15 protein-coding genes are annotated in these 20719 nt (G+C 62.3%); 8 read left to right on the top strand and 7 right to left on the bottom strand.

What is annotated here, in order from left to right:
* Positions 1-144: 144 nt before the first annotated feature.
* Together cysS and ispF are read right to left on the bottom strand one after the other, a co-directional pair.
* Positions 145-1713 carry a cysteine--tRNA ligase gene (cysS, locus tag VHD36_22735; protein HVU90166.1) on the bottom strand — a complete coding sequence of 523 codons (1569 nt, stop codon included), beginning with the start codon at positions 1711-1713 and terminating at the stop codon, positions 145-147.
* 50 nt (positions 1714-1763) lie between these two features.
* On the bottom strand, positions 1764-2237 hold the full coding sequence (gene ispF, locus VHD36_22740) for a 2-C-methyl-D-erythritol 2,4-cyclodiphosphate synthase (protein HVU90167.1): 474 nt from the start codon (positions 2235-2237) through the stop codon (positions 1764-1766).
* A gap of 197 nt (positions 2238-2434) precedes the next feature.
* On the opposite strand from ispF, the gene VHD36_22745 reads away from it, so the two are divergent.
* The gene (locus tag VHD36_22745) at positions 2435-3463 is read left to right on the top strand and encodes an ABC transporter ATP-binding protein (protein ID HVU90168.1); all 1029 of its coding nucleotides are present in this window, start codon (positions 2435-2437) and stop codon (positions 3461-3463) included.
* Between the two features lie 51 nt (positions 3464-3514).
* On the opposite strand, the gene VHD36_22750 is transcribed toward VHD36_22745, so the two are convergent.
* Both VHD36_22750 and VHD36_22755 read right to left on the bottom strand, forming a co-directional pair.
* Positions 3515-4972: an ATP-binding protein gene (locus VHD36_22750; GenBank protein ID HVU90169.1), complete on the bottom strand. Its 1458-nt coding sequence runs from the start codon at positions 4970-4972 to the stop codon at positions 3515-3517.
* Positions 4953-5624, bottom strand: a complete 672-nt coding sequence (locus VHD36_22755) for a response regulator transcription factor (protein ID HVU90170.1) — start codon at positions 5622-5624, stop codon at positions 4953-4955. Before VHD36_22755 ends, VHD36_22750 begins: the two co-directional genes overlap by 20 nt.
* 621 nt (positions 5625-6245) lie before the next feature.
* On the opposite strand from VHD36_22755, the gene VHD36_22760 reads away from it, so the two are divergent.
* Positions 6246-7427, top strand: coding sequence for a sodium-dependent bicarbonate transport family permease (locus VHD36_22760; protein HVU90171.1), 1182 nt, complete (start codon positions 6246-6248; stop codon positions 7425-7427).
* Positions 7428-7527: 100 nt separating this feature from the next.
* Positions 7528-7848: a hypothetical protein gene (locus tag VHD36_22765; protein HVU90172.1), complete on the top strand. Its 321-nt coding sequence runs from the start codon at positions 7528-7530 to the stop codon at positions 7846-7848.
* A 36-nt stretch (positions 7849-7884) separates the two neighbouring features.
* Here the strand turns inward: VHD36_22765 and VHD36_22770 are convergent, their stop codons facing one another.
* Entirely contained in the window at positions 7885-9525 is a 1641-nt protein-coding gene (locus tag VHD36_22770; GenBank protein ID HVU90173.1) for a diguanylate cyclase, read from the bottom strand.
* Between the two features lie 550 nt (positions 9526-10075).
* Between VHD36_22770 and VHD36_22775 the strand changes: the two genes are divergently transcribed.
* A complete protein-coding gene (locus VHD36_22775) occupies positions 10076-11341 on the top strand; it encodes a TolC family protein (GenBank protein ID HVU90174.1) in 1266 nt (421 codons plus the stop codon).
* 174 nt (positions 11342-11515) lie between these two features.
* Here the strand turns inward: VHD36_22775 and VHD36_22780 are convergent, their stop codons facing one another.
* The gene (locus tag VHD36_22780) at positions 11516-13060 is read right to left on the bottom strand and encodes a CehA/McbA family metallohydrolase (GenBank protein ID HVU90175.1); all 1545 of its coding nucleotides are present in this window, start codon (positions 13058-13060) and stop codon (positions 11516-11518) included.
* 205 nt (positions 13061-13265) lie between these two features.
* On the opposite strand from VHD36_22780, the gene VHD36_22785 reads away from it, so the two are divergent.
* From VHD36_22785 to VHD36_22800, 4 genes are all read left to right on the top strand, one after another.
* Complete coding sequence (locus tag VHD36_22785; GenBank protein ID HVU90176.1) at positions 13266-15464, top strand: PQQ-dependent sugar dehydrogenase; 2199 nt, start codon at positions 13266-13268, stop codon at positions 15462-15464.
* A 5-nt stretch (positions 15465-15469) separates the two neighbouring features.
* A complete protein-coding gene (locus VHD36_22790; GenBank protein ID HVU90177.1) occupies positions 15470-16333 on the top strand; it encodes a choline kinase family protein in 864 nt (287 codons plus the stop codon).
* Between the two features lie 227 nt (positions 16334-16560).
* The gene (locus tag VHD36_22795; GenBank protein HVU90178.1) at positions 16561-17781 is read left to right on the top strand and encodes an FAD-dependent oxidoreductase; all 1221 of its coding nucleotides are present in this window, start codon (positions 16561-16563) and stop codon (positions 17779-17781) included.
* A gap of 80 nt (positions 17782-17861) precedes the next feature.
* Positions 17862-18866 (top strand): NAD-dependent epimerase/dehydratase family protein, encoded by a 1005-nt coding sequence (locus tag VHD36_22800; GenBank protein ID HVU90179.1) that lies wholly within the window; start codon positions 17862-17864, stop codon positions 18864-18866.
* Between the two features lie 4 nt (positions 18867-18870).
* On the opposite strand, the gene VHD36_22805 is transcribed toward VHD36_22800, so the two are convergent.
* The coding region (locus VHD36_22805; GenBank protein ID HVU90180.1) for a tetratricopeptide repeat protein at positions 18871-20719 on the bottom strand (1849 nt) is incomplete at its 5' end.

Here is a 20719-nt window from a genome sequence, read left to right on the forward strand (position 1 = left end):
TAGACAGCCGGCAGAGGGCAGCAGGCAGTGAAGGAAAGGAAGCGGGCAGAGGGCAGTAGGCAGATGGCAGTAAAGGAATAACAGGGCGGGCTCGAATAGTGTCTTCGTGCATTTCACTGCCCTCTGCCCGCTGCCTACTGCCGGCTATTTCTGGATCGTCCAACCAGTACCGTCGGGGCGATCTTCGAGCGTTACGCCGAGTGCCGCCAGGCGGTCGCGAATTTGATCCGAGAGAGCGAAGTTCTTGGCCTTCCGCGCCTCGGCACGCAGCGCGATCAAAAGTTCCAGCAATTTGGCTGTCAGTCCACCGCCTGGTCCGGATCTATCCTCCAGTGCGGCCGGCGATTTCGGCGGTGCCCGGAACAACCCCAGTGTCCCGGCCAGTTCGCGCAGCACGCGGGTGCCGGCCTTCAGACTGGCCACGGCGGCCGTATTCTGCTTGCCGGCGCCTTCCAGGTCGGCGGTTTCCACGAAGCGGTTCAGCGAAGTCAGCAGTTGCTGCAATACGCCGATCGCGCCGCCGGTGTTGAAATCGTCGTCCATCGAGGCCAGAAAGCGATCGCGGAACGTGCGAACCTCGGCCGAAACCGCCGGGTCGCTCGCCGCTTCGTCCCCCGCGGGGCGCGCGGTGATGGTCGACAGCTTGTAAAAGCTCTCGCCTGTGACCCGTTCGTAACGCTGGAAAAAGCGATAGAACGCGGTCAGGCCTTTTTCGACGTCGGCGATGCGTTCCTCGCTGAAGTCGATCGGCCGGCGGTAGTGTGTGTTGAGGACGAAGTAACGAATCGTCTCGCCGGCGAACTTCTTCAAAAGATCGCGGAACGCGCTTGCGCCTTTGGATTTGCCGAGCTTGCCTGACTCTTGCGCGGCCTGATCTCCGGCGTCGAGCTCGCGGGTGTTGCGGCCGCCGACCTTGCCGACTTCGTTCGAAGCCTGCATCAGGCCGTTGTGCATCCAGTACTTGGCCTGCGGCTTGCCGTGCGCGCACTCGCTCTGCGCGATCTCGTTCTCGTGGTGTGGGAAGACCAGGTCCAGACCGCCGCCGTGAATGTCGAACGTCTCGCCCAGCAGCTTGCGGCTCATGGCCGAGCACTCGATGTGCCAGCCAGGGCGACCTTTACCCCAGGGGCTGTCCCAAGCGGGCTCGCCCGGCTTGGCGCTTTTCCACAGGGCGAAGTCCGCCGCGGCGCGCTTGCGGCCGGCCATATCGCCACCGTCACCGTGCAGCGATTCGATCGAGCGATTACTGAGCTTGCCGTATTCCGAGTCGCGGGCAACGTCGAAATAGACGTCCCCGTCGGCGGCGTAGGCAAAGCCCTTGTCGACCAGCGTCTGCGTAATCTTGATGATTTCGTCGATCGTGGCCGTGGCGCGCGGGAAGTGGTCGATCGTGTCGATCCCCATCGCGTCCAAGTTGTCCATGTAGTCGGCCGTCATCTCCTCGGCCAGGGCGGCCATCGACATGCCGCGGGCGTTCGATTCCGCGATCAGCTTGTCATCGACGTCAGTGATGTTGACGACCCAGGTAACTTCGTAGCCGCAATAGACCAGGTAACGCTTCACGGCGTCGAAAATCACCGGCCCAACCATGTGTCCAATATGGCTGGGCTTATAAACCGTGGGACCGCACAGGTAGATGCCCACCTTGCCCGGCTCGACGGTCTCGAACGGTTCCTTGGTCTTCGACAGCGTGTTGTAGACGCGGATCGACATGTTCGGGGTCGGCGAATGGGGCCGGGCGGGCGTGTGGATAGGGTCCTTGGTCAGCATTTCTCAAGTAGTACGACGCATTCGGCCATGATCGCTTCCTGCCGGCCGACGGGCCCCACGGCCTCGCCGGTTTTGGCCTTCAGCCCCACGCAATCCGTGGGGATCGAGAGCAGGGAAGCCAGCCGCTGCCGTATCGTCTCCTTATAGGGTGAGAGCTTAGGCCGCTGGGCGAACACGATGCAATCCAAGTTCACGATCCGATAGCCGGCCGTCTGTACCCGCTGGTAGGCCACCGAGAGCATATCGGCCGAATCGCGCCCACGATTGGCCGGATCCGTATCGGGAAACAGCTCGCCGATGTCCCCCAGGGCACAGGCACCGAGCAACGCGTCGGTCACGGCGTGCAAAAGCACGTCAGCATCGCTGTGCCCGAACGCCCCCTGGTCGTGCGGAACGTCGATTCCCCCGAGCCTCAGCGGGCCGCCGGGAACGAGCCGATGGGTGTCGTGGCCAATCCCGACTCGCATGCCGCTCGTGGCTCGTACTCCAAGCATTAGAAAGGGAAAGGGCGCAGCCGTCGCAGGTGGGGGATTATAGCCAAATCCCGGAAACCGGACAACGCGAGCAGGCGGCCGCTCTGGCGTCCCGGCAACGCGTGTAGTGGCCGCGTGGCGCTGTCGCCCGCGATTCATTTTGCGCTCTCTCCCCCCTATAATCCCCACGCATGGCGATCATCGAAATAGAGGGGCTGTCGAAGGCCTATCGGGTTTATCAGAAGCGCGAGGGGCTGGTGGCCTCGATGCGGGGGCTGTTTCGTCGCGAATACCGCACGGTCGAGGCCGTCCGCGGCATTGACCTCGCGGTCGAGCAAGGCGAGTTCGTCGCTTTCCTAGGGCCCAACGGCGCCGGCAAGACCACCACGCTCAAGCTGCTCTCGGGCGTGATCACGCCCACCGGGGGCTCGGCACGCGTCATGGGACACGTCCCCTGGAAACGCGAGAATGCCTATCGCCGACGCTTCGCCCTGGTGATGGGGCAGAAGAATCAACTCTGGTGGGATCTGCCCGCGCAAGAGTCGTTCCGTCTGCACCAGCAGATCTACATGATCGAGCCCGAGCGTTTTGCCCGCACGCGCGACGAGCTGGTCGACCTGCTGGGAGTCGGTCGCTTGCTGGGCCGCCCGGTGCGCGAATTGTCGCTGGGCGAGCGCATGAAAATGGAGTTGATCGCCGCCCTGCTGCACTCGCCCGAGGTATTATTCCTCGATGAGCCGACGATCGGACTGGACGTCATCGCACAGCACAACATTCAACAGTTCCTCCGCCATTATCAGCAGTTGCGGCGGATCACGATCCTGCTCACGAGCCACTACATGAAGGACGTGGCCGCGCTGTGCAAGCGCGTCGTGATCATCGCGCACGGCCGGATCATCTACGACGGCTCGCTGTCAGGCATTATCGACCGTTTCAGCAATCATAAGGTCGTGACCCTCTTGTTCGCCGACGACCGCATGCCGAGCGATCTTGCCCGTTACGGCGAAGTCGTCGAGCAGCAGGCGCCCAAGGTGAAGCTGCGCGTCGAGCGGCGGGCCGTGGCCGAAATGCTCAGCGGCATCCTCGCCCGGCATGCGATCGAGGACGTGACGGTCGAAGATCCGCCGCTGGAGGAAGTAATCGCCGAAATGTTCTCGACCGCCGGCGAGCAAGCACCCGAAGAGCAGGCGATCGACCGCGCGGCGGAGCGGGTGGTTTAGACGCAAAATGAGTGGCTAAGGGGCGCGGAGCCCTTAGCAAACCCTCTTGCGCTACGCCTGCGACGCGGCGTAAGCGGCGGCCCAACCGGCATTCTGGTCGTGCGGCACGGCCGGCAGTTGCACGGTGGCTGTCGTTCCCTGTCCCAAAACGCTTTGAACGTCGATGCGGCCGCCGTGGGCCTGGACGATCGACTGGCAAATGCTCAGGCCTAGGCCGGTGCCGCCGGGCTGATTCTCGCGATGCCGCGATTTGTCGCCGCGATAGAACCGCTCAAACACGTGCGGCAAATCGTCGGGCGGGATCCCCATGCCTGTATCGCGAACAATCAAGACCGCTTTCGCGCGTTCGCGATCGTGAATCAGATCGACCGTCACCGCACCGCCGGGTGGGGTGAACTTGACGGCGTTGTCGATCAGGTTATTGACCACCTGTTGCAGCCGCTGGGCGTCACCGCGGACGGGCAGCGTTTCGAACTTGCCGAAGTGCAAGTCGACGCCGCGTTCTTCGGCAGCGCCTTGGAACATGTCGACGGAGTGCTTGGTCAAGTGATCGAGCGCCACGGCCTTGGTATCGATTTGCATGCTGCCGGCGTCGCTCTCGGCCAACAGCAAAAGTTGATTAACGAGCGAACTGAGACTGCTGCATTCGTCGACGATCTCGCACAACAGTTCCTTGTATTCATCGATCGTGCGGTCACTGTTGAGCGTGACTTCGACGGAACTCTGAATGGCGGCCAGCGGCGAGCGCAGATCGTGCGCGGCATTGGCGACGAATTCCCGGTTGCGGTCGAGGTATTCGGCGATCAGGTCGAGAAAACGATTGATCGTGGTTGATAGTTGGTCGAGCTCGTCCCCCGTGCCGCGAATAGGAAGCCGCTCTTCCATCCTCCGCGGCCGTAGCTGATCGGCCGTGTGGATGATCTGCGCGAGGGGATGCGTCGCACGCCCCGACAGCCAGAATCCGCCCAAAGGCGCGATGAGCATGATCAATAGCGCGACGCCCAACATCACCTGCGTAACCTTGGCGATATCTTCGTCGGCGCTAGCCATCGACGAGCCCACGCGCACGGTGAATGCCGGTAAGTTCGGCCGTTCCAAATGTGATTGCACGACGCGATATCGCACGCCGCCGATCGTCATGGTGCCGTCGCGCAAATCGGACTTGAAACGCTGCTCCGAAGGGGTGTTTTCACTGCACCACAGAACCCTGTCGCGCTCGTCCAAAAGCTCGACGAACATGCCGCGCTCGACGTGGGCCGCGACCTTGCGGGTCATTTCCGCCGAGAAGGCCTCGTTGTCGATCGAATTGTGCATCTCCTCGACGGCCAGCTCGACCTCCAGCGCGTCCTCGCGCAGCAGTTGATCGATTTCGTGGCGCAGGGCGAAGCGCAACGCCTCACGAACGCCCATCAAGGTACACACCACCGTCAACAGCACGACGGCGGTGTTCCACAGAGTGAGGCGAAAACGTAACGAGCGAAAGACGTCCCTAAGCCGCCGGAATCGCATAACCGCGACCTCGTACCGTTTGGATCATCGATTCGCCGAATTTGCGATCGAGCTTACCGCGCAGCCGATTGATATGCACCTCGATCACGTTGGTGGTTCCCTCCCAGTCGGATTGCCACAGGTGCTCGCACAGCATCTTGCGCGTCACGACTTGCCCCGCGTAACGCATCAACAATTCCAACAGGCTGAACTCGGTGGGCGTCAGGTCGACCTCCACGCCGCCGCGAGTCACGCGGCGCGTGGTCAGATCCAGGGTGATATCGCGGACTTGTAGCACGGGACGCGGTCGTGTCGCCGTGCGCCGGCAAACCGCCTCGATGCGCGCCGTCAACTCGGTGAACGCGAACGGCTTGACCATATAGTCGTCGGCGCCCGCGTTAAGTCCCGCCACGCGCTCCTCGACCGAGCCGAGCGCCGTCAATAGGATCGTGGGAGTCTGCAGCCCTTGCGTGCGCAATTTGTTCAACACCTCCAGGCCAGGCATGCGCGGCAGCATGAGATCGATAATGATGACGTCGTATTGTTGGCTGCTGGCCATCTCCAGGCCGCGGACGCCGTCCTTGGCCCACGCGCACTCGCTCCCCCCTTCGACGAACCCTTGCCGCAACGCCTTACCGATGACCGGGTCGTCTTCGATTACTAGAACGTTCACGTTCGGCACTCCTGGGATACCCGGGATTCTTCGAACAGGCTCGCTTGCTGTTCTACGCGGCAAATCGCCGACGGGGACAATTTGCCGCGGGTCGCACCCGCGCGGGCTGGCGGAAGTGCGTCTTTTCCCGGCGTTTTCCTGCCCCGACCCGCTGCCTTAAGTGTACATCGGAGATCGTTGAGGGCCAAAATCGGCGAATGCGCCAGCGGCCCTTAAAGAAGGGGAGATTTCACCGTCGCGCGCGAATAAGACGCCGTCCAGTTTACAGATTCGTAAGCATCGACTACCTCTACAAGGGCTAGCGAAGCGCCTATACTCCCGGGTATGGTGGCAGTCGCTGACTATTTTTCGCGTCTCTCGACGCTCACGCCCCGATCGCGACCCAAGGCTAACGTCGCGACTGCTCTTCTTCGCCTCAAGCGATGTCGTTGCACGACGCGCCGCGCTAATTTCAATCGCTCGGATCGTCATTCCTGCGTCGCGCGCGGAATGTTGGTCGCGGTTTCGCTCGTCCCGCTGTGCGAAAGGGGACGCGCACGCCAAGGCTCGGCTGCCCATCATGCGATTGGAAATCCCGCGATGGTTTCGTCCCGCACGCCCTTGGCCATGTAGGATGCCGCGATGGAAGAACTGTTTTGGAAGTTCTGGGAGAACTTTCGGCACAACCTGTTCAAGCCCCTGTTGTTGTTTTTCTACATGGGCTTCAGCGTGCCGATCTTGAAGGTTCCCTTCGAGTTTCCACACGTGTTGTACCAAGGCCTGACGATGTATCTGCTGATCGCCATCGGCTGGAAAGGTGGCGAAGAGCTGGCCGAATTGAATCGCGGCGAGTTGGCTCACGCGGCGGGCTTCATGGTCGTGGGCTTCATCACCAATTTCATGATTGGCATTATCGCCTATTTGGTGCTGCGCAGCACCACCAGGCTCCGCAAGATCGACGCAGCCACAGTCGCCGGATACTACGGGTCGGACTCGGCAGGGACATTTGTCACTTGCCAGGGCATTCTGGCAACCGCCGGTATCGCCTCCGCACCCTACATGCCGGTCATGCTCGCCATCATGGAAGTGCCAGGCTGCCTGGTGGCGCTATTCCTGGTCTCACGGCTGCGGCGATCGGGAATGGATTCACACGGCAACTTGCCTGGCGAGGCCGGATACGATCCCCGCTCACTGCCGGCGGTCGACGAGGGGGAAGGGCACAACCATCGTAACCGCGCGACCAAGAACGGCAACGGCAGCTTCGCACGGTTCATCAACTGGGAGCTGATGCACGAGGTGTTTCTCAATCCCGGGTTGTTCTTGCTCTTCGGCGGTATCTTCATCGGCTTCGTCAGTCAATTGCAGGGAGCCGCCGTTACCAAGGAGGACGACGCTCTATTCCGCAACTTGTTTCAAGGCGCGCTCTGCCTGTTCTTGTTGGAGATGGGCATGACCGCCTGCAAGCGTCTCAAGGATCTGCGGACCGCCGGCTTGCGGTTTGTGCTCTTTGCGCTCATTGGGCCAAATATTTTCGCGACCTGTGGCATCTTCGTCGCACACGCTTACAGTGCCGCCGTTGGGCAGCCGTTCGCGTTGGGGACGTACGTTCTGTTCGCCGTCCTCTGTGCGGCGGCATCCTATATCGCCGTTCCCGCCATTCAGCGATTGGCCATTCCCGAGGCCAGCCCGACGCTGCCGCTCGCGGCGTCGCTGGGCGTGACGTTCTCATACAACGTGACGGTCGGAATCCCTATTTACATCTTGATTGCCGAGGCCGTAATAAAGCGGTGGGAGATCGTTGGAGCGGCGGCAGGAGTTGGCTGACCCGTGCGCCCGCGACACAGTCGAGCGCGCCGCCGATTCCCGCGCGACGTATAACATAGGGCAGGCCTTTGTCCCAATCTTCGCGGGAGGCGATCGAATCATGGCCGAATTTGTCGAAGCCAGACGCGTGGTCGTGATCGCGGAAAGCGTTCTGTTCGAGGAGCTGATCTCGAAATTCGTCGAGCTTGGGGCGAAGGGCTATAACGCCGTCTATTGCTTCGGCAAGGGCGAGCATGGCATCGTCGAGGACATGTTCTCAAATCCTGACCGGGCGTGCGTTCGCATCGAAATGATCACCACGCAGGAAGTGGCGTGCGCGATCATGGATTACGTACACCGCGAGGGAGTGCAGCGCTACCCGATCACCGCCTTCGCCGATACGGTTGAGGTCGACAGCCGCGACACGTTTTACCGGCGGTGAAGCTTTGGCGTGGGGGCGAGGTCGCCTTGCGGACTTTCACGTAGCGCAGGGCGGCGTGATTTCCGTGCCACCCGGACTTGCCGCGATCGCGCCCCATGACGCGCCAGGGGACGGTAACGCGGGCGAGACCGTCTCGGCAAGCCCATCCCCACAGAGCGCAACCAGGTCGAGCGCCAAATCCTGCATCGAGGCGGCCCCGACGAACAGCGGTGTCACACCGCAGTCACTCACCAGATCCTCTGCCAGCTTCGCCGCTTTTTCTTGCAGTTGCGTGACGGTCTCGCGCAATTGCCGCTCGACGATAGCCGTCGTCGTGACAGCGGCTTCTCCCTCTTCGCCGCGCACGGCCGAGGCCGCCAACTGCCAATTGGCCAGCAGTCGGAGAAACGTACCGCGTCCGATGACGCCCGTGGGAACGCCGTCCTTGACGATGGCAACGCGACGAATCGATACGCGGCACAGGAAATCGTAAATGACGTTGGCCGGCGTCTCTTCGCCATAGCATACCACGTTGGTTTTCATCACGTCGCGCAAAGGCAACTGCCAGTCCAGCGGTTCGGACACGATGTCCTTTTCCGAGACGATGCCCACCAGCTTGTGATCGTCATCGACGACCGGCGCCGAGTTGATGCGTGTACGAAGGAACAAATCCGCCGCCTCGGCGATGGGCTGATCGTGCCGCAGCCATGTGATGGGGGCATTCATGATTTGCCCTGCCCGCACTCCGCGGAGCCATGTGCGATATCCCCCCTGGAACGTGTCCTGCTGACCGTCGGGCTCTGACAGTTCGCTATAGCAGACGGCCCGATCGCGGCCGGTATGCTTCGCGATGCGCAAAGCATTATCGGCGCGATCGAACAACTCGTTGCTCTTCTCCACCGAGTCGTCCAACTCCGCAATGCCGAAGCTGACCGTAATCGTCAAGGGATGCCCGTTCGCCGGCAAAGCCATCGCGTGCAAGGTTTCGCGAATACGTTGAGCCCATTGCAGGGCCTGCTTCTCGTCAGTATCCGTCAGCAGAATGCAAAACTCTTCGCCGCCATAGCGGCACAAATGATCCGTCTCGCGGCATTGCGAGTTCAGCACCTGCGCAAAAGCCTTGAGAATGATGTCGCCGGTCACGTGACCGTACGTGTCATTCACGGCCTTGAAAAAATCAATGTCGCACAGCACGCAGCTCAATGGGTTGCCGGTGCGGCGCGCCCGGGCAAACTCGCGTTCGAAGTGCTCGAAGAACACCCAGCGGTTCGGGACCGCGGTCAAGGGATCGGTGCGTGCCAGCCGCACAAGCTGATTTTCCAGCTCGATCACGCGAGCCCCGGCCCGCAAACGCGCCAACAATTCGGCCGAGGCAATCGGCTTGGTCAACAGATCGTCCGCGCCCGACTCCAAGGCCAGGATCATGTCGGCCACCTTGTTGTGAGCCGTCAGCAGCACCGTGTAAATGTAGTGAGGGAAGTTCTCCTCGCGGATGCGCCGGCATAGTTCGATACCGTCGTGGCCCGGCATGTCCCAATCGCAGATCAGGAAGTGCGGGCAATCGTCATGCGCCGCGGCCAGCGCCGAGGTGCCATCCTCGGCCTGCTGCACCTGATAACCGGCTGCTTCCAGCCAATAGGCGACCAGCCGGCGAATGTCCGGATCGTCGTCAGCGATAAGAACCTTGCGGTGCAGCATCGGTCTAAAAGAATCTGATTCCGTTTCCGTAGTCTTCGCAGCGCTCTCGCCGATCGAGTCACCTCGGCACGCTGGCGAAACGAGGAGAGCGACCACGCCGGCGGGCCGCCGCGTACGCTCCTCCGTTCTAGCCGTTGCCTGAGCCCCTGGCGGACCGGTGCGCGTCGGCACCGGGCGCTATTTGTACCTAATAACTATAGGTTTTCGCCGTGGTCGAGTTCCCGGCAAAATCTGGCATTGGAATCTCGCGCGCGGACCTTTAAATCCGCACCGTCGTTTCGACCGTCGCCCGACGTGACGTTCCTTATTGCGATTCGTCGTGGCCGCGAAGTGCCCATTTCTGTTGCGACTGCTACGCCCGGCACAATCCGCACGACTGGTGCTTTCGGGCACATTTGGGCCGGAAAAAACTACCCCGCCACAGCCGCTTCCTTCGTCACGCGCCGTGAATATGGCTTGCCGCGCAGGACCGCAACAATTGCTCCAGCCCGCAGCACTATCACGGCGATGAAAGTACAGAAACGCCGTCGGAATGGGGCACGAGGAGCGCATGCGCAGCGGGCTTTTTCTTTTGTTCTTGATGATCGCGGCGACGGGCTGGGGCTGCGCGCGGCATGCGGCTCGGGGCCGCGGTTGCTGCCCGGGCGCCTTGACCGACGATGCGCTCGAGATTGTCGAGCGCGGCACGCTGCCGGTCGATACCGCGCGCGTCGAGCGCTTGCCCGCCGTCGACGGGCAACTCGGTTATCCCCGACCGCCGGGCAACTATCACGCCCTGAGTAAGGCGGAATGCCAATGCCTGGCCGTCCGCGCTTCACAGCTGGGAAACCTGTTCGACGGCGAACGGAGAGCACTCGCCGCGCGCGAAGACGCCAGGCACTGCTCGCACGAGGACAACTCGCTGACGTATGACGTTCTGCGCACCGCGGCGCTCGAGGCGCGCAATCGATCGGCGGCGGACGCATTGAACATCTATTATCAGCTCGAGCTGAACGAAGCCCGGCATGACTTGCTGGGAAGATCCCTGAATGAAGTCGGGGCGGCCGTGCAGAACGTCGATCGATTGCGCGGGCAAGGATTGAAGCTGCCTGCCGACCAAGATCAATTCGCCCGGCGCGAGTTCGAGTTGCGCGACCAGCAAGTGCAGGTCGAGGGAGCCGTGACACAGCTCGACATGGAACTCTGGCAACAGATCGGCATGCGACCGTCGGTTCCCTACGAGCGGCTGTGGCCGACCGATCCGTTGACCGTGGTTGTCGAACCGCAAGATATCGAGGCCGAAGTGCAATTGGGGCTGGCCACTCGGCCCGAGGGGGGAATGCTCCGCCGCCTGCGCCGCAGCCTGGACGGCGATTCGCTCGGTTCGGTCCGCGCAGCTCTCTCGCAGGTGAGTCCACTGTTGGGTTTGGCGCCGCCATCGTCGGACTGCGACGGACTATTCGGCCTGCTGGGGGCGCTGCGCAAGCTGCACGAGGCGCAACGTGAACTGCCCGAACGGCGACGGCAGCTCAACCAGTACGCCCAAAATCGTGAGCAGGAGATTGCCGTTGAAATTCGCGAGGCGGCCGAAATGGTCGATGTCCGCCTGCGGCAAGTAGCCCTGGCGAAAGAGAATCTTGATCAACTGGCGCGCCGCAGCGCTGACACTGAAGCCCGCGCGAAGACCGGCGGCCTGAATTTCGCCGACGTCAGCACGGCCCGCCTGGCGACTCTGCAGGCCGAAGGCGACCTGCTCGAGAAAGTCGTCCATTGGAAGATCGCGCAAGTGCGCTTAGCTCAGGCGCAAGGCGCGCTGGTGGCGGAGTGCTGCCCGTAATACTTTGTGGCTCGTATTTGGCCATGCATGCCCACAATGCGGCGACATTGTATCAGTCACTAGCCCGATGCGCCAGCGAGGGTAGAGTCCCAATGCCTCTCGCTGGCGCTTCGGGCTAATAATCACCGGTCAGCGCTCGGCGCTTGTGTCTCACCGTTGGCTTAGCCGGTAGTGCTAATCGACATTGGCCTCGGCGACACGCTGCTCCCAGTACTGACGCGCCTCGTCAATGAAGGCGAGCACTTCGCGGCGCTGGTCGACATCGGCCAGCTTCAGCTTTTCGGCGCGCTCGTTCGTCCAGTCCAAGAAGAACTGCGCGGATTGCTTGCTGATACGCGGCTTGTCGCCGAATTCGACGTACCAGGGAGCGGTTGACGCGAAACGATACGTTTTCGCGTTGTCGGTCACGGCTCGCACCAGGACCCAGCCACTCTCGGTAAATTTGACCGGTGGCAAATGTCCGGTCGGGGCCATTTCGTCGAGCCGTACGCTCTGCACGACGCGGCCGTCTTTGACGATTTCCATGTAGCTGATCGTCTCGCGCGTCGCCAGGTTCAGCGTGATTTCCAGTTGCAGTTCCTCGCCGGCCGAGGCCTTGAAGACATGCCCTGGCAGGCGATTGTTGGCAAACGGCCGGATCAGTGGGCCATTGGTCACGATAACTCGGCCCGCCTTGAACGCTTCCCACCAGTTTTCGTAGCTGAACTCGTCCTTGTCGACCCACACGTACATACGGTTGTAGCCGACGGGATTCGGGATCACGCCCGAGGCGCTGCCGGCCGAAGGCGGAATGCGCAGACCGCAATTCAACACGTGGTAATAGATTTCCTCGGACCATTCACCGTTGCCGTGCGGATCGCGAAAACGGCCGCGGTCGCGCGGTTTTCCCCACGCTTCGTTCGTCAGCATGCCGTCGCGCTGCATGTGATTGTTGGCCAGGCCGATCGAGTCGATCTTGCCGCTGGCGAGCCAGATGGGCATGTCCCACCAGAACGGCTTTTCGGCGTCGATCCACACAGGTCGTTCGGCAGTTCCCTGCTCGCGCGCTGCAAGCAGATATTTCATCGAGGAAGGATATTCGCGCTCGGCTCCTGAGAAATCCATGGGCGCCGCAAGATTGAAAAACAACAAGGCCCCGCCGCCCCGTTCGTCCTCGCCCCCCAGCAGGTCATAGATGCGATTACCGTCGAAACGAACCACGGGCTCCTTGGGCAGCGGCTTCCCCTTCCAGGCGTTCTTTTCGTTCCACCACGTAATCAGCGGCGCCACGTGCAGGTCTTCGGCTTCCATCAGCAGCCGGATATCCTTTTCCGCGCGATGAATGTGCAGGTCGCCCGACCACCATCCTTCGGCCGCCATATCGACGGCGCGCGTCAGATCAATGACTTGCTCGTCATCGGCGTTGTCTTCGATCGTGAAGTAGCCCTTGCGATCGGTGTACTCCGGACCGTGATCAAGCTCGAAGGTGTAGTTGCCGCGCGGCAGCCGCAGTTTGACTTCGCCGGGAAAAACGAAGTGGTCGTTCCAAAAGGGCATCCGCGCCACCTTCTGGGCGACCCCCTTAACGTTTTTCAAATGCATGCGGCACGCGATCGGCTCGCGCGTCTGGGCATCGACGACCGTGATGCGAAACTCGCCGCCACCGGCAGCTAGGAGTGTCATGCCCGCAGCGTTAACCACCAGCACAACGGCAAGCGACAGGAACAAACGTCGGAACATGAAAACCTCGCAATTCGAAGACCGGCGATCAGACAGCCGGCTGTCATTAACCAAGGTTAGCACGCCGCTTGGGGTTGCGCTGATTAGTCTCGGGCCCGACCGGGCGACACGGTCCGGCAGATTACTTGGTCAACCCATTGCCGGCTATTATGATGCGCAAGACGACTTTGATGGATTCTTCACCCGCAAATATTGGCCGAACCGCATGCGAAATGCCTTCCTGTTTGCGGGGCTCGTGGTGCTCTCGGCGGATTTCGTCGCGCCGGCCACGGAACCCGATGCGTCACCGGCTTCGGTGCCCTTCGACACGCACACGCGCGTGCCCTGGAAGACGTCGCGCGTCTATGGCCGGCCCGATCCGCCGCTGCCTTATCGGCTAACCCGCGTCTTCGAGAAATTAGTTCTCGCGCAGCCGCTGTTTCTTACGCACGAGCCCACGACCGGTGACCTGTTGGTGGCGCAGCTTCAAGGTCCGATTCTGATTTTTCCGAATCGCCCGGACGTCGATCACGCCGAAACATTTCTCGACGTCGGAGAGGACACGTACAGCTTCGCTTTCGATCCCCACTATGCCGACAACCGGTACGTGTACGTGTTCAGCAATGGCCCGCGCGACGAGAAGGAGAAACGCAACCGCATTGCGCGCTACCATGTCACAGCTGAGCAACCACTGCGATGCGATCCTGCGACGCGGCACGTGATCCTCGACTATGAATCGAACGGGCACAATGGTGGCGACCTGGCGTTCGGGCCGGACGAAATGCTCTACATCTCGGCCGGCGACGGCACGTCCGATTCGGACACGAACCTGACGGGACAGAACCTGGCCGATCTCCCCTCAGGAATCTTGCGCATCGACGTGCGCGGCAGCAGCGCGAACGAACGGTACAAGGCCCCCGCTGATAATCCTTTTGTAGCAATGCCGGGCGCCCGCGGCGAGATCTGGGCCTACGGGTTGCGCAACCCGTGGCGGATTTCCTTCGATCGCGAGAACGGGCGGCTGTGGGTTGGCGACGTAGGGCAAGACTGGCGCGAGATGATCTATCTCATCCAGCGCGGCGGCAACTACGGCTGGAGTGTCGAGGAAGGGGGACAGCCGTTTCAGCCCTTACGCGACCGCGGGCCGACGGCGATCGTTCCTCCAGTCGTGGCGCATCCCCATTCCGAAGCACGTTCGGTCACCGGCGGACATGTTTATTACGGCCGTCGCTTTGCCGATCTCCGCGGCGCGTACGTTTATGCCGATTTCGCCACCGGCAAATTTTGGGGGCTTCGCTATGACGGCCAGGCGGTCACGTGGCACCAAGAACTGGCCGACACGTCGCTGCAAGTCGTCAGCTTCGGCGCCGATGCGGCAGGCGAGTTGTATGTCGTCGACCTCGCCGGCGGCATTTATCAGTTCGAGGTCAATGACGCGCGCGAATCCGCACTCCCATTTCCGCGGCGTTTGAGCGAGACAGGCCTCTTTGCATCGACGGCCGATCACGTTCCGGCACCGGGAGTCATCCCCTACTCAGTGAACGCTCCGTTGTGGTCCGATGGCGCCAAGAAAGAGCGATTCTTGGCGATACCCGACGACGGACAGATCCAGTTCACGGAATCTCGCGGATGGAACCTGCCCGACCACAGCGTGGTTGTGAAAACTTTTTTTCTCGATACGGACGAGGAAGCCGGCGACCTTCGCCGCGTGGAAACGCGATTGATGGTGCGCGACCAGGGCGAATGGACCGGCTACTCGTACGAGTGGAACGACGCACAGACCGATGCCGAACTGGTCGTGGCGGCTGGCCTTGCGCGCGATTTCGAGGTGCGCGACACCGCGACTGGCGAGCCCGCGCTGGTGACATGGCGCTTTCCCAGCCGCGCCGAGTGCATGGTATGTCATACGCGCGCGGCGAATTACGTGCTCGGTCTGTCGGCCTTGCAAATGAACCGGGCCCACGATTATGGCACGGCGACCGAAAACCAATTAGAGGTGCTCGAACGCTTGGGCGTTTTCCGCGACAAGCTGCCGAAGCGACCTGCCGAGATGGGTGCGCTAGCCGATCCGGCCAATGGCGACGCGGCCGTGGACGTTCGGGCTCGCAGCTACTTGCACGCCAATTGCTCGCATTGCCACGTTTCAGCCGGCGGCGGCAATGCACGGCTTGAGCTAGAATTCACCACACCGCCGGAGAAGATGAATCTTCTCGCCGAGCGGCCGCTGCATGACCGGTTTGGCGTCGCTGATGCGCTACTGCTTGCGCCGGGCGATCCGGAAAGGTCGTTGCTGTTAACGCGGATCAAGCGTACCGAGCGCGGCCGGATGCCGCCCCTGGCGACGAGCGTCGTCGATCGCCAGGCGGTGGCGCTCTTCGAAAGTTGGATTGCCGAGCAGAAATCGGAAGCGGCAAGCACAAAATAGCGTCGATGCTCGTGGTAGACGACATACCAGCCATTCTCCGCGCGATTCCTCGACTGGCCGGCGCACAAGTGTCCCCCTTATCCGGCGGGATCACGAACCACAATTATCGCCTCGAAGTCGGCGAGGATTGCTACGTCCTGCGCATCGCCGGTGAGAACACGGCGGAGCTGGGGATCGATCGAGGCCGCGAACATGCTTGCGCGGTGGCCGCTGCCAACTGGGGCGTGGGGGCCGAGGTCGTTGCCTATCTGCCGCAACGTCAGGCGCTCGTTACGCGGTTCGTTGCTGGACGAGTGCTTCAATCGGAAGACGCCGCGCGCCCCGATGTGCTCGCCCGCGCGGCGGCAGCGATTGCCACGTTGCATGCCGGTGCCACGTTTCCCGGCACGTTCTCGCCGTTCTCGGTGATTGCCGACTATGTGCAGTTGGCTCGTCACAATCAGGTTGCTTTGCCGGATCGCCTTTACGAGGCCTTGCGGAGTATCGATGATCTGAAGGCCAAAGCCGGCGATGACGATGCTCGTTGCCCCTGCCACAACGACCTGCTCCCCGCCAACCTGATCGACGACGGCATGCGAATCCGCATCATCGATTGGGAATACGCCGGGATGGGGAACCGATTCTTCGATCTCGGTAACTTCGCGGAGAACCATGATCTGTCGGCCGAGCAGGAGTGTGATTTCTTGCGCGCGTATTTCGGTCGCGAAGAGCCCAGCGCCCTGCGACGCCTGCGCGCGATGCGCAAGGTTTCGGCGCTGCGCGAGGCAACCTGGGGATTTGCGCAGGCCGGCATTTCGCGACTGGATTTCGACTTCTTCCGATACGCCGAGCAGCACCTACAGCGGTTCTTCCGCGTTGCTAGCTGCTAGACCTTCTCCTGCGGGACAGCTCGGCGTGTCATGCTTTTTCGCCAAAGGCGAATAAGCATGCGCGTTTCTCAGGGACGGAATTTACAACGCACCACCGATGAGCCTCCTTTGCCGGCTGCCGTGGAGGAGGTAGATTTGGAGGCTTGTCTGGCGGCGACGTGGGTGCCGCCGTGCGGATTTCCTGACACGCCGCTCTCGCGGTAAACCAATTTTGCTCGGATCGTGACATGCAATCCCGCGCCGAAATCGTGATTGTTGGTGGCGGAATCGCCGGGGCAAGCATCGCGCTGCATCTGGCGCGGCTCGGCCGGCGCGATGTCCTGGTTCTCGAGCAAGGCGAGCTGGTCAGCGGCACGACGTCGCACGCACCCGGACTGATTGGCCAGTTGCGTGCCTCGGCCAGCCTGACACGGCTGCTGACCGAGAGCGTTGCCCTGTATCGAGGGCTCGAACTGGACGGAACGCCGGGCTTTCTCGAGGTGGGCAGCCTGCGCATCGCCTCGTCGAATGAACGCATGGCCGAATTACAGCGTCAGAAGGCTTTTGCAGACAAGTGTGGTCTCGAAGCGCACCTGCTGTCGGCTGCCGAAACCCGCGATCGTTTTCCGCTCATGGATCCTAGCGGCGTCGTAGGCGCGATCTTCATGCCGACCGATGGCTCAGCGAATGCTCCCGTCTTGGCCGGCGCCATGATTCGCGATGCCCGCGCGCTGGGCGTCAACTTTCAGACGCGCACTCGCGTGACAGGCGTGGAGGTGGCGGGCGGTGCCGTGCGCGCCATCGAAACCGACGCAGGGCGTGTTGAAACCGAAACGCTCGTGATCGCAGCCGGAATCTGGTCGCCCATCGTGGGGCGCATGGCCGGCGTGTCAATTCCGCTGGTCCCGATGGAACATCAATACGTCGAAACGGCCGCTGTGCCAGGCCTCCGCGGCCAGCGACTGCCGAACCTGCGCGACCCCGATAATCTGGTCTATCTACGGCAGAAGGACGATGCGCTGATCGTCGGTGGCTACGAGCGAAATCCACGCGCCTTTCGCGCGGCGATTCCGCGAAACGATAACCCAACCGTGCAGGCATTCGATCCGTCGCAGTTCGCGGGCCTCCTGACGGCGGCCGTGCGGCGCGTGCCTGAGGTCGGCCGACTGGCGCCCACGCGGCAGGTTTGCGGCTTGGAATCGTTCACGCCCGATGGCGCTTTTCTGTTGGGGCCGACGCCCGAAGTGCGCGGCGTCTGGAGCGCCTGCGGATTCTGCGCTCATGGCGTGTCAGGCGGCGGCGGGGTGGGCAAACTGATTGCCGAGTGGATCGTGTCGGGCCGGCCGACCATTGATCCGACGCATATGGCGATCAGGCGCTTCGCGGGGCAGCAATGGGACGAGGCGACGGTCGCGCGCCGCGCGTGCGAAACCTACGCCACGTATTACGACATAACGGACGCGACCTAGCCCTGTACGCTGCCGGCGAACGCGTCGATTTTCTCGCGGTCACCGCATTCCCATCACCCCCGTCGCTGTCAGCATCCCCGATGGAGTCGTCTTCGTCCACCAATAGTTCTGGAATAACGCTCGTCACCGGCGCCACGGGGCTGCTGGGCAACAACGTCGTGCGGTTGTTGCTCGATCGTGGCCAGCGGGTGCGCGTTTTGTCGCGCCGAGTGGACCAAGGTCCAGAACTCGCCGGGCTGGACGTTGAAGCGGCCGGCGGCGACATTCGCGACGAAGCAGCCGTGCGTCAGGCATGCCGGGGCGTGGCGGCGGTTATTCATTGTGCCGCGCACGTGCGCATCGGCTGGACCGAGCGTGCCCTCTTCGACGCCATCAACGTCGACGGCACGCGGCATGTGGCGCGCGCCTGCTGCGACGAGGGAATCCGCCTGGTCCACGTATCGACGACCGACGTCTTCGGCCGCTGTTCACTCCGCGAGCCGACGGACGAGGAGACTCCTTTTGCTGCTTCGCCGCGCGTCCCCTACGTCGAAACGAAACGCCAGGCCGAGGCGGTCGTTGACGCTGAGATCGAGCGGGGCTTGAACGCAACGATCGTCAATCCCGCCTTCATGCTCGGCCCGTGGGATTGGAAGCCGTCGTCCGGGCAGTTGCTGCTGAACGTGGCCGCGAATCGCGCGATTCTCGCGCCGCGCGGATACTTGAGCCTATGCGACGCGCGGGATGTGGCGTCAGGCATCGTAGCGGCGCGCGATCGGGGCCAATGCGGACGCCGCTACATTCTCGCCGGCAAGACGATGGAGTGGATCGAACTGTTGCGCTTGCTCGCCGACGTTTGCGGTGCCCGGCGGCCGTTGATGCGCGGCGGGCCGCTAATGCTCAAAATTGGTGGCTGGGGCGGGGATGTGTGGGGACGCCTCTCCGGCCACGAACCGGCGGTCAATTCGGCCGCCATCGCCATGGCTTGGGTGACCAAGAATTATACGAGCGCTCGCGCGATCGCCGAACTCGGCTACACCATACGACCGAGCACTGACACCGTGCCCGATGCATGGCAATGGTTTCGCACGCACGACAAAGGCTGACTCGTTATCGCCCGGCCTGGCGTTTGCGAAAATCAGCCAGCCACGATTCGATTTCCGCAGCGAGTGCGGACAGCCCCTTTTCCTGAGCGATGCGCAGCGCACTTTCGGCAGAGGCGATGGCCTTGTTCGCATCAAAGGATTGCGCGTGGGCTTTAGCGGCTGCAAAATGCGTTTCCGCATCGTCCGGTTCCTGGGCCGAGGCCAGGTCAAATTGTGCCGCGGCTTCGCTGGCGCGCCCCAGTTGCAACAGGGCTTGCCCATAGCTGCGATAAAGCGAACTCGATCGTTGGCCGTGCTTGGCGGCCAACTGAAACTCGGCGATCGCTTCGCGTGGCCGGCCGGCGCCCGCCAGGGCGCGTCCCAGATCGTAATGCAACGCGGCATCCTCGGGTTCCGCCTTCACAGCCTTTTGTAGAGGACCGATTGCGGCCGTCGGCTGCTGCGACTCGACGAGAGCGCGTCCCAACTCCCTGGTCGCTTCCCGATAGTCTGGCTGCAGGCGCAATGTCATCTCGAATTCGGAGACCGCCTGCCGCGGTTGCTGGTCGGCGGCCAGAGCGCGACCCAGGTGGTAATGCAGTTTCGGCACGTCGGGAGCCAAACGCACGGCGTGCTTGAGCCGCGCCACCGCCTCGCGCGGCCGATTAAGCTCAATGAGCGCCAATCCCATATAATCGAAGGTCGGCGGCGAATCAGGTTGCAGACGCAACGATTCTTCCAACTCCCGCAATCCTTCTTCGGCGCGGCCCGCCTTGACCAGCAGAATCCCCAGGTTTCGATAGACATCTTCGGGATGGTCGTATTGCAGGCGGATTGCTTCCCGAAATGCGGGAATTGATTCATCGACGCGGCCGGAAAGGGCCAGAGCGGTCCCCAGGTTCATGTGCAACATCGCATTAGCGACTTCTGGCCTGGGCGATTTCGCGGCCTCGGCCAAAGCTCCGACGGCCTCCTCGGCACGTCCGGCGTGAATCAAGAACGTTCCATAACTCGCCAAAATGACAGGATTGTGCGGCTGATTGCGGAGCGCATCCTGCCAAAGCCCGAGCGGGCTTTCGTAGGCCACCATGCGTCGCGCATCGAGCATGCCATACGCGCCGGCGACAGCCACGACCGCTATCGTCGCCGCAGCCAGCGCGCCTGCGCGCGGCCCCGACAAACCGTCCGTCGAGGCGATGTTCCGCGGCCACATCTTGCCGAGGACGAAATAGCCTCCAGCGACGGCCAAGGCACACAGCGCGGCCAGCGGCAGATACATGCGCCGCTCGACCGCAACCTCGGTGATGATCGGCACGACGAGCGTCGGGGAGAGAATCAGCCAAATGGCGGCAGCCACGAATCCGGCAATCGTATTACGCCACAGCAGATAGAGGGAGGCCATGGCCAATAAAAGTGCCGGCAAAACCCAAGGCCACGCCGCGGCGAACGTATCGAGATACGGCATGTCGTAGTGAATCACTAGCGGCCAAGGCCACACGACTAGTTTCAGGTACAAAAGGAGAGCCTTCGATTCGGTACACCAATAAGCCAACGGAGACACGCCCAGGCGGAAGCCGGCCGTACCAGAGCGAGGGCCACTTTGATTGAGCGCAAAGAGCAGCGTCCAGCCGAGGGCGAGCCCGACGTACAACGGCCACGACTGCCGCAAGGCCTGCCGCAGGGAGCCGGCGACGAACGCCCGCTCGAACAACAGCACGACCACCGGCGCCGTGACCATCACCTCCTTGCTGGCCATGCCCGCCAGGCACGCCGTGGTGGCGAAGAGCAACCAGCCGACGCGCGCCGGTTCGTCGCCGGCCGTCCAGTAGCGCAAGGCGCCGTAGAGCGTCAGCAGGTAGAACAGCCCCACCATG

This window comes from Pirellulales bacterium, from assembly GCA_035546535.1.
Lineage (GTDB): Bacteria > Planctomycetota > Planctomycetia > Pirellulales > JACPPG01 > JACPPG01.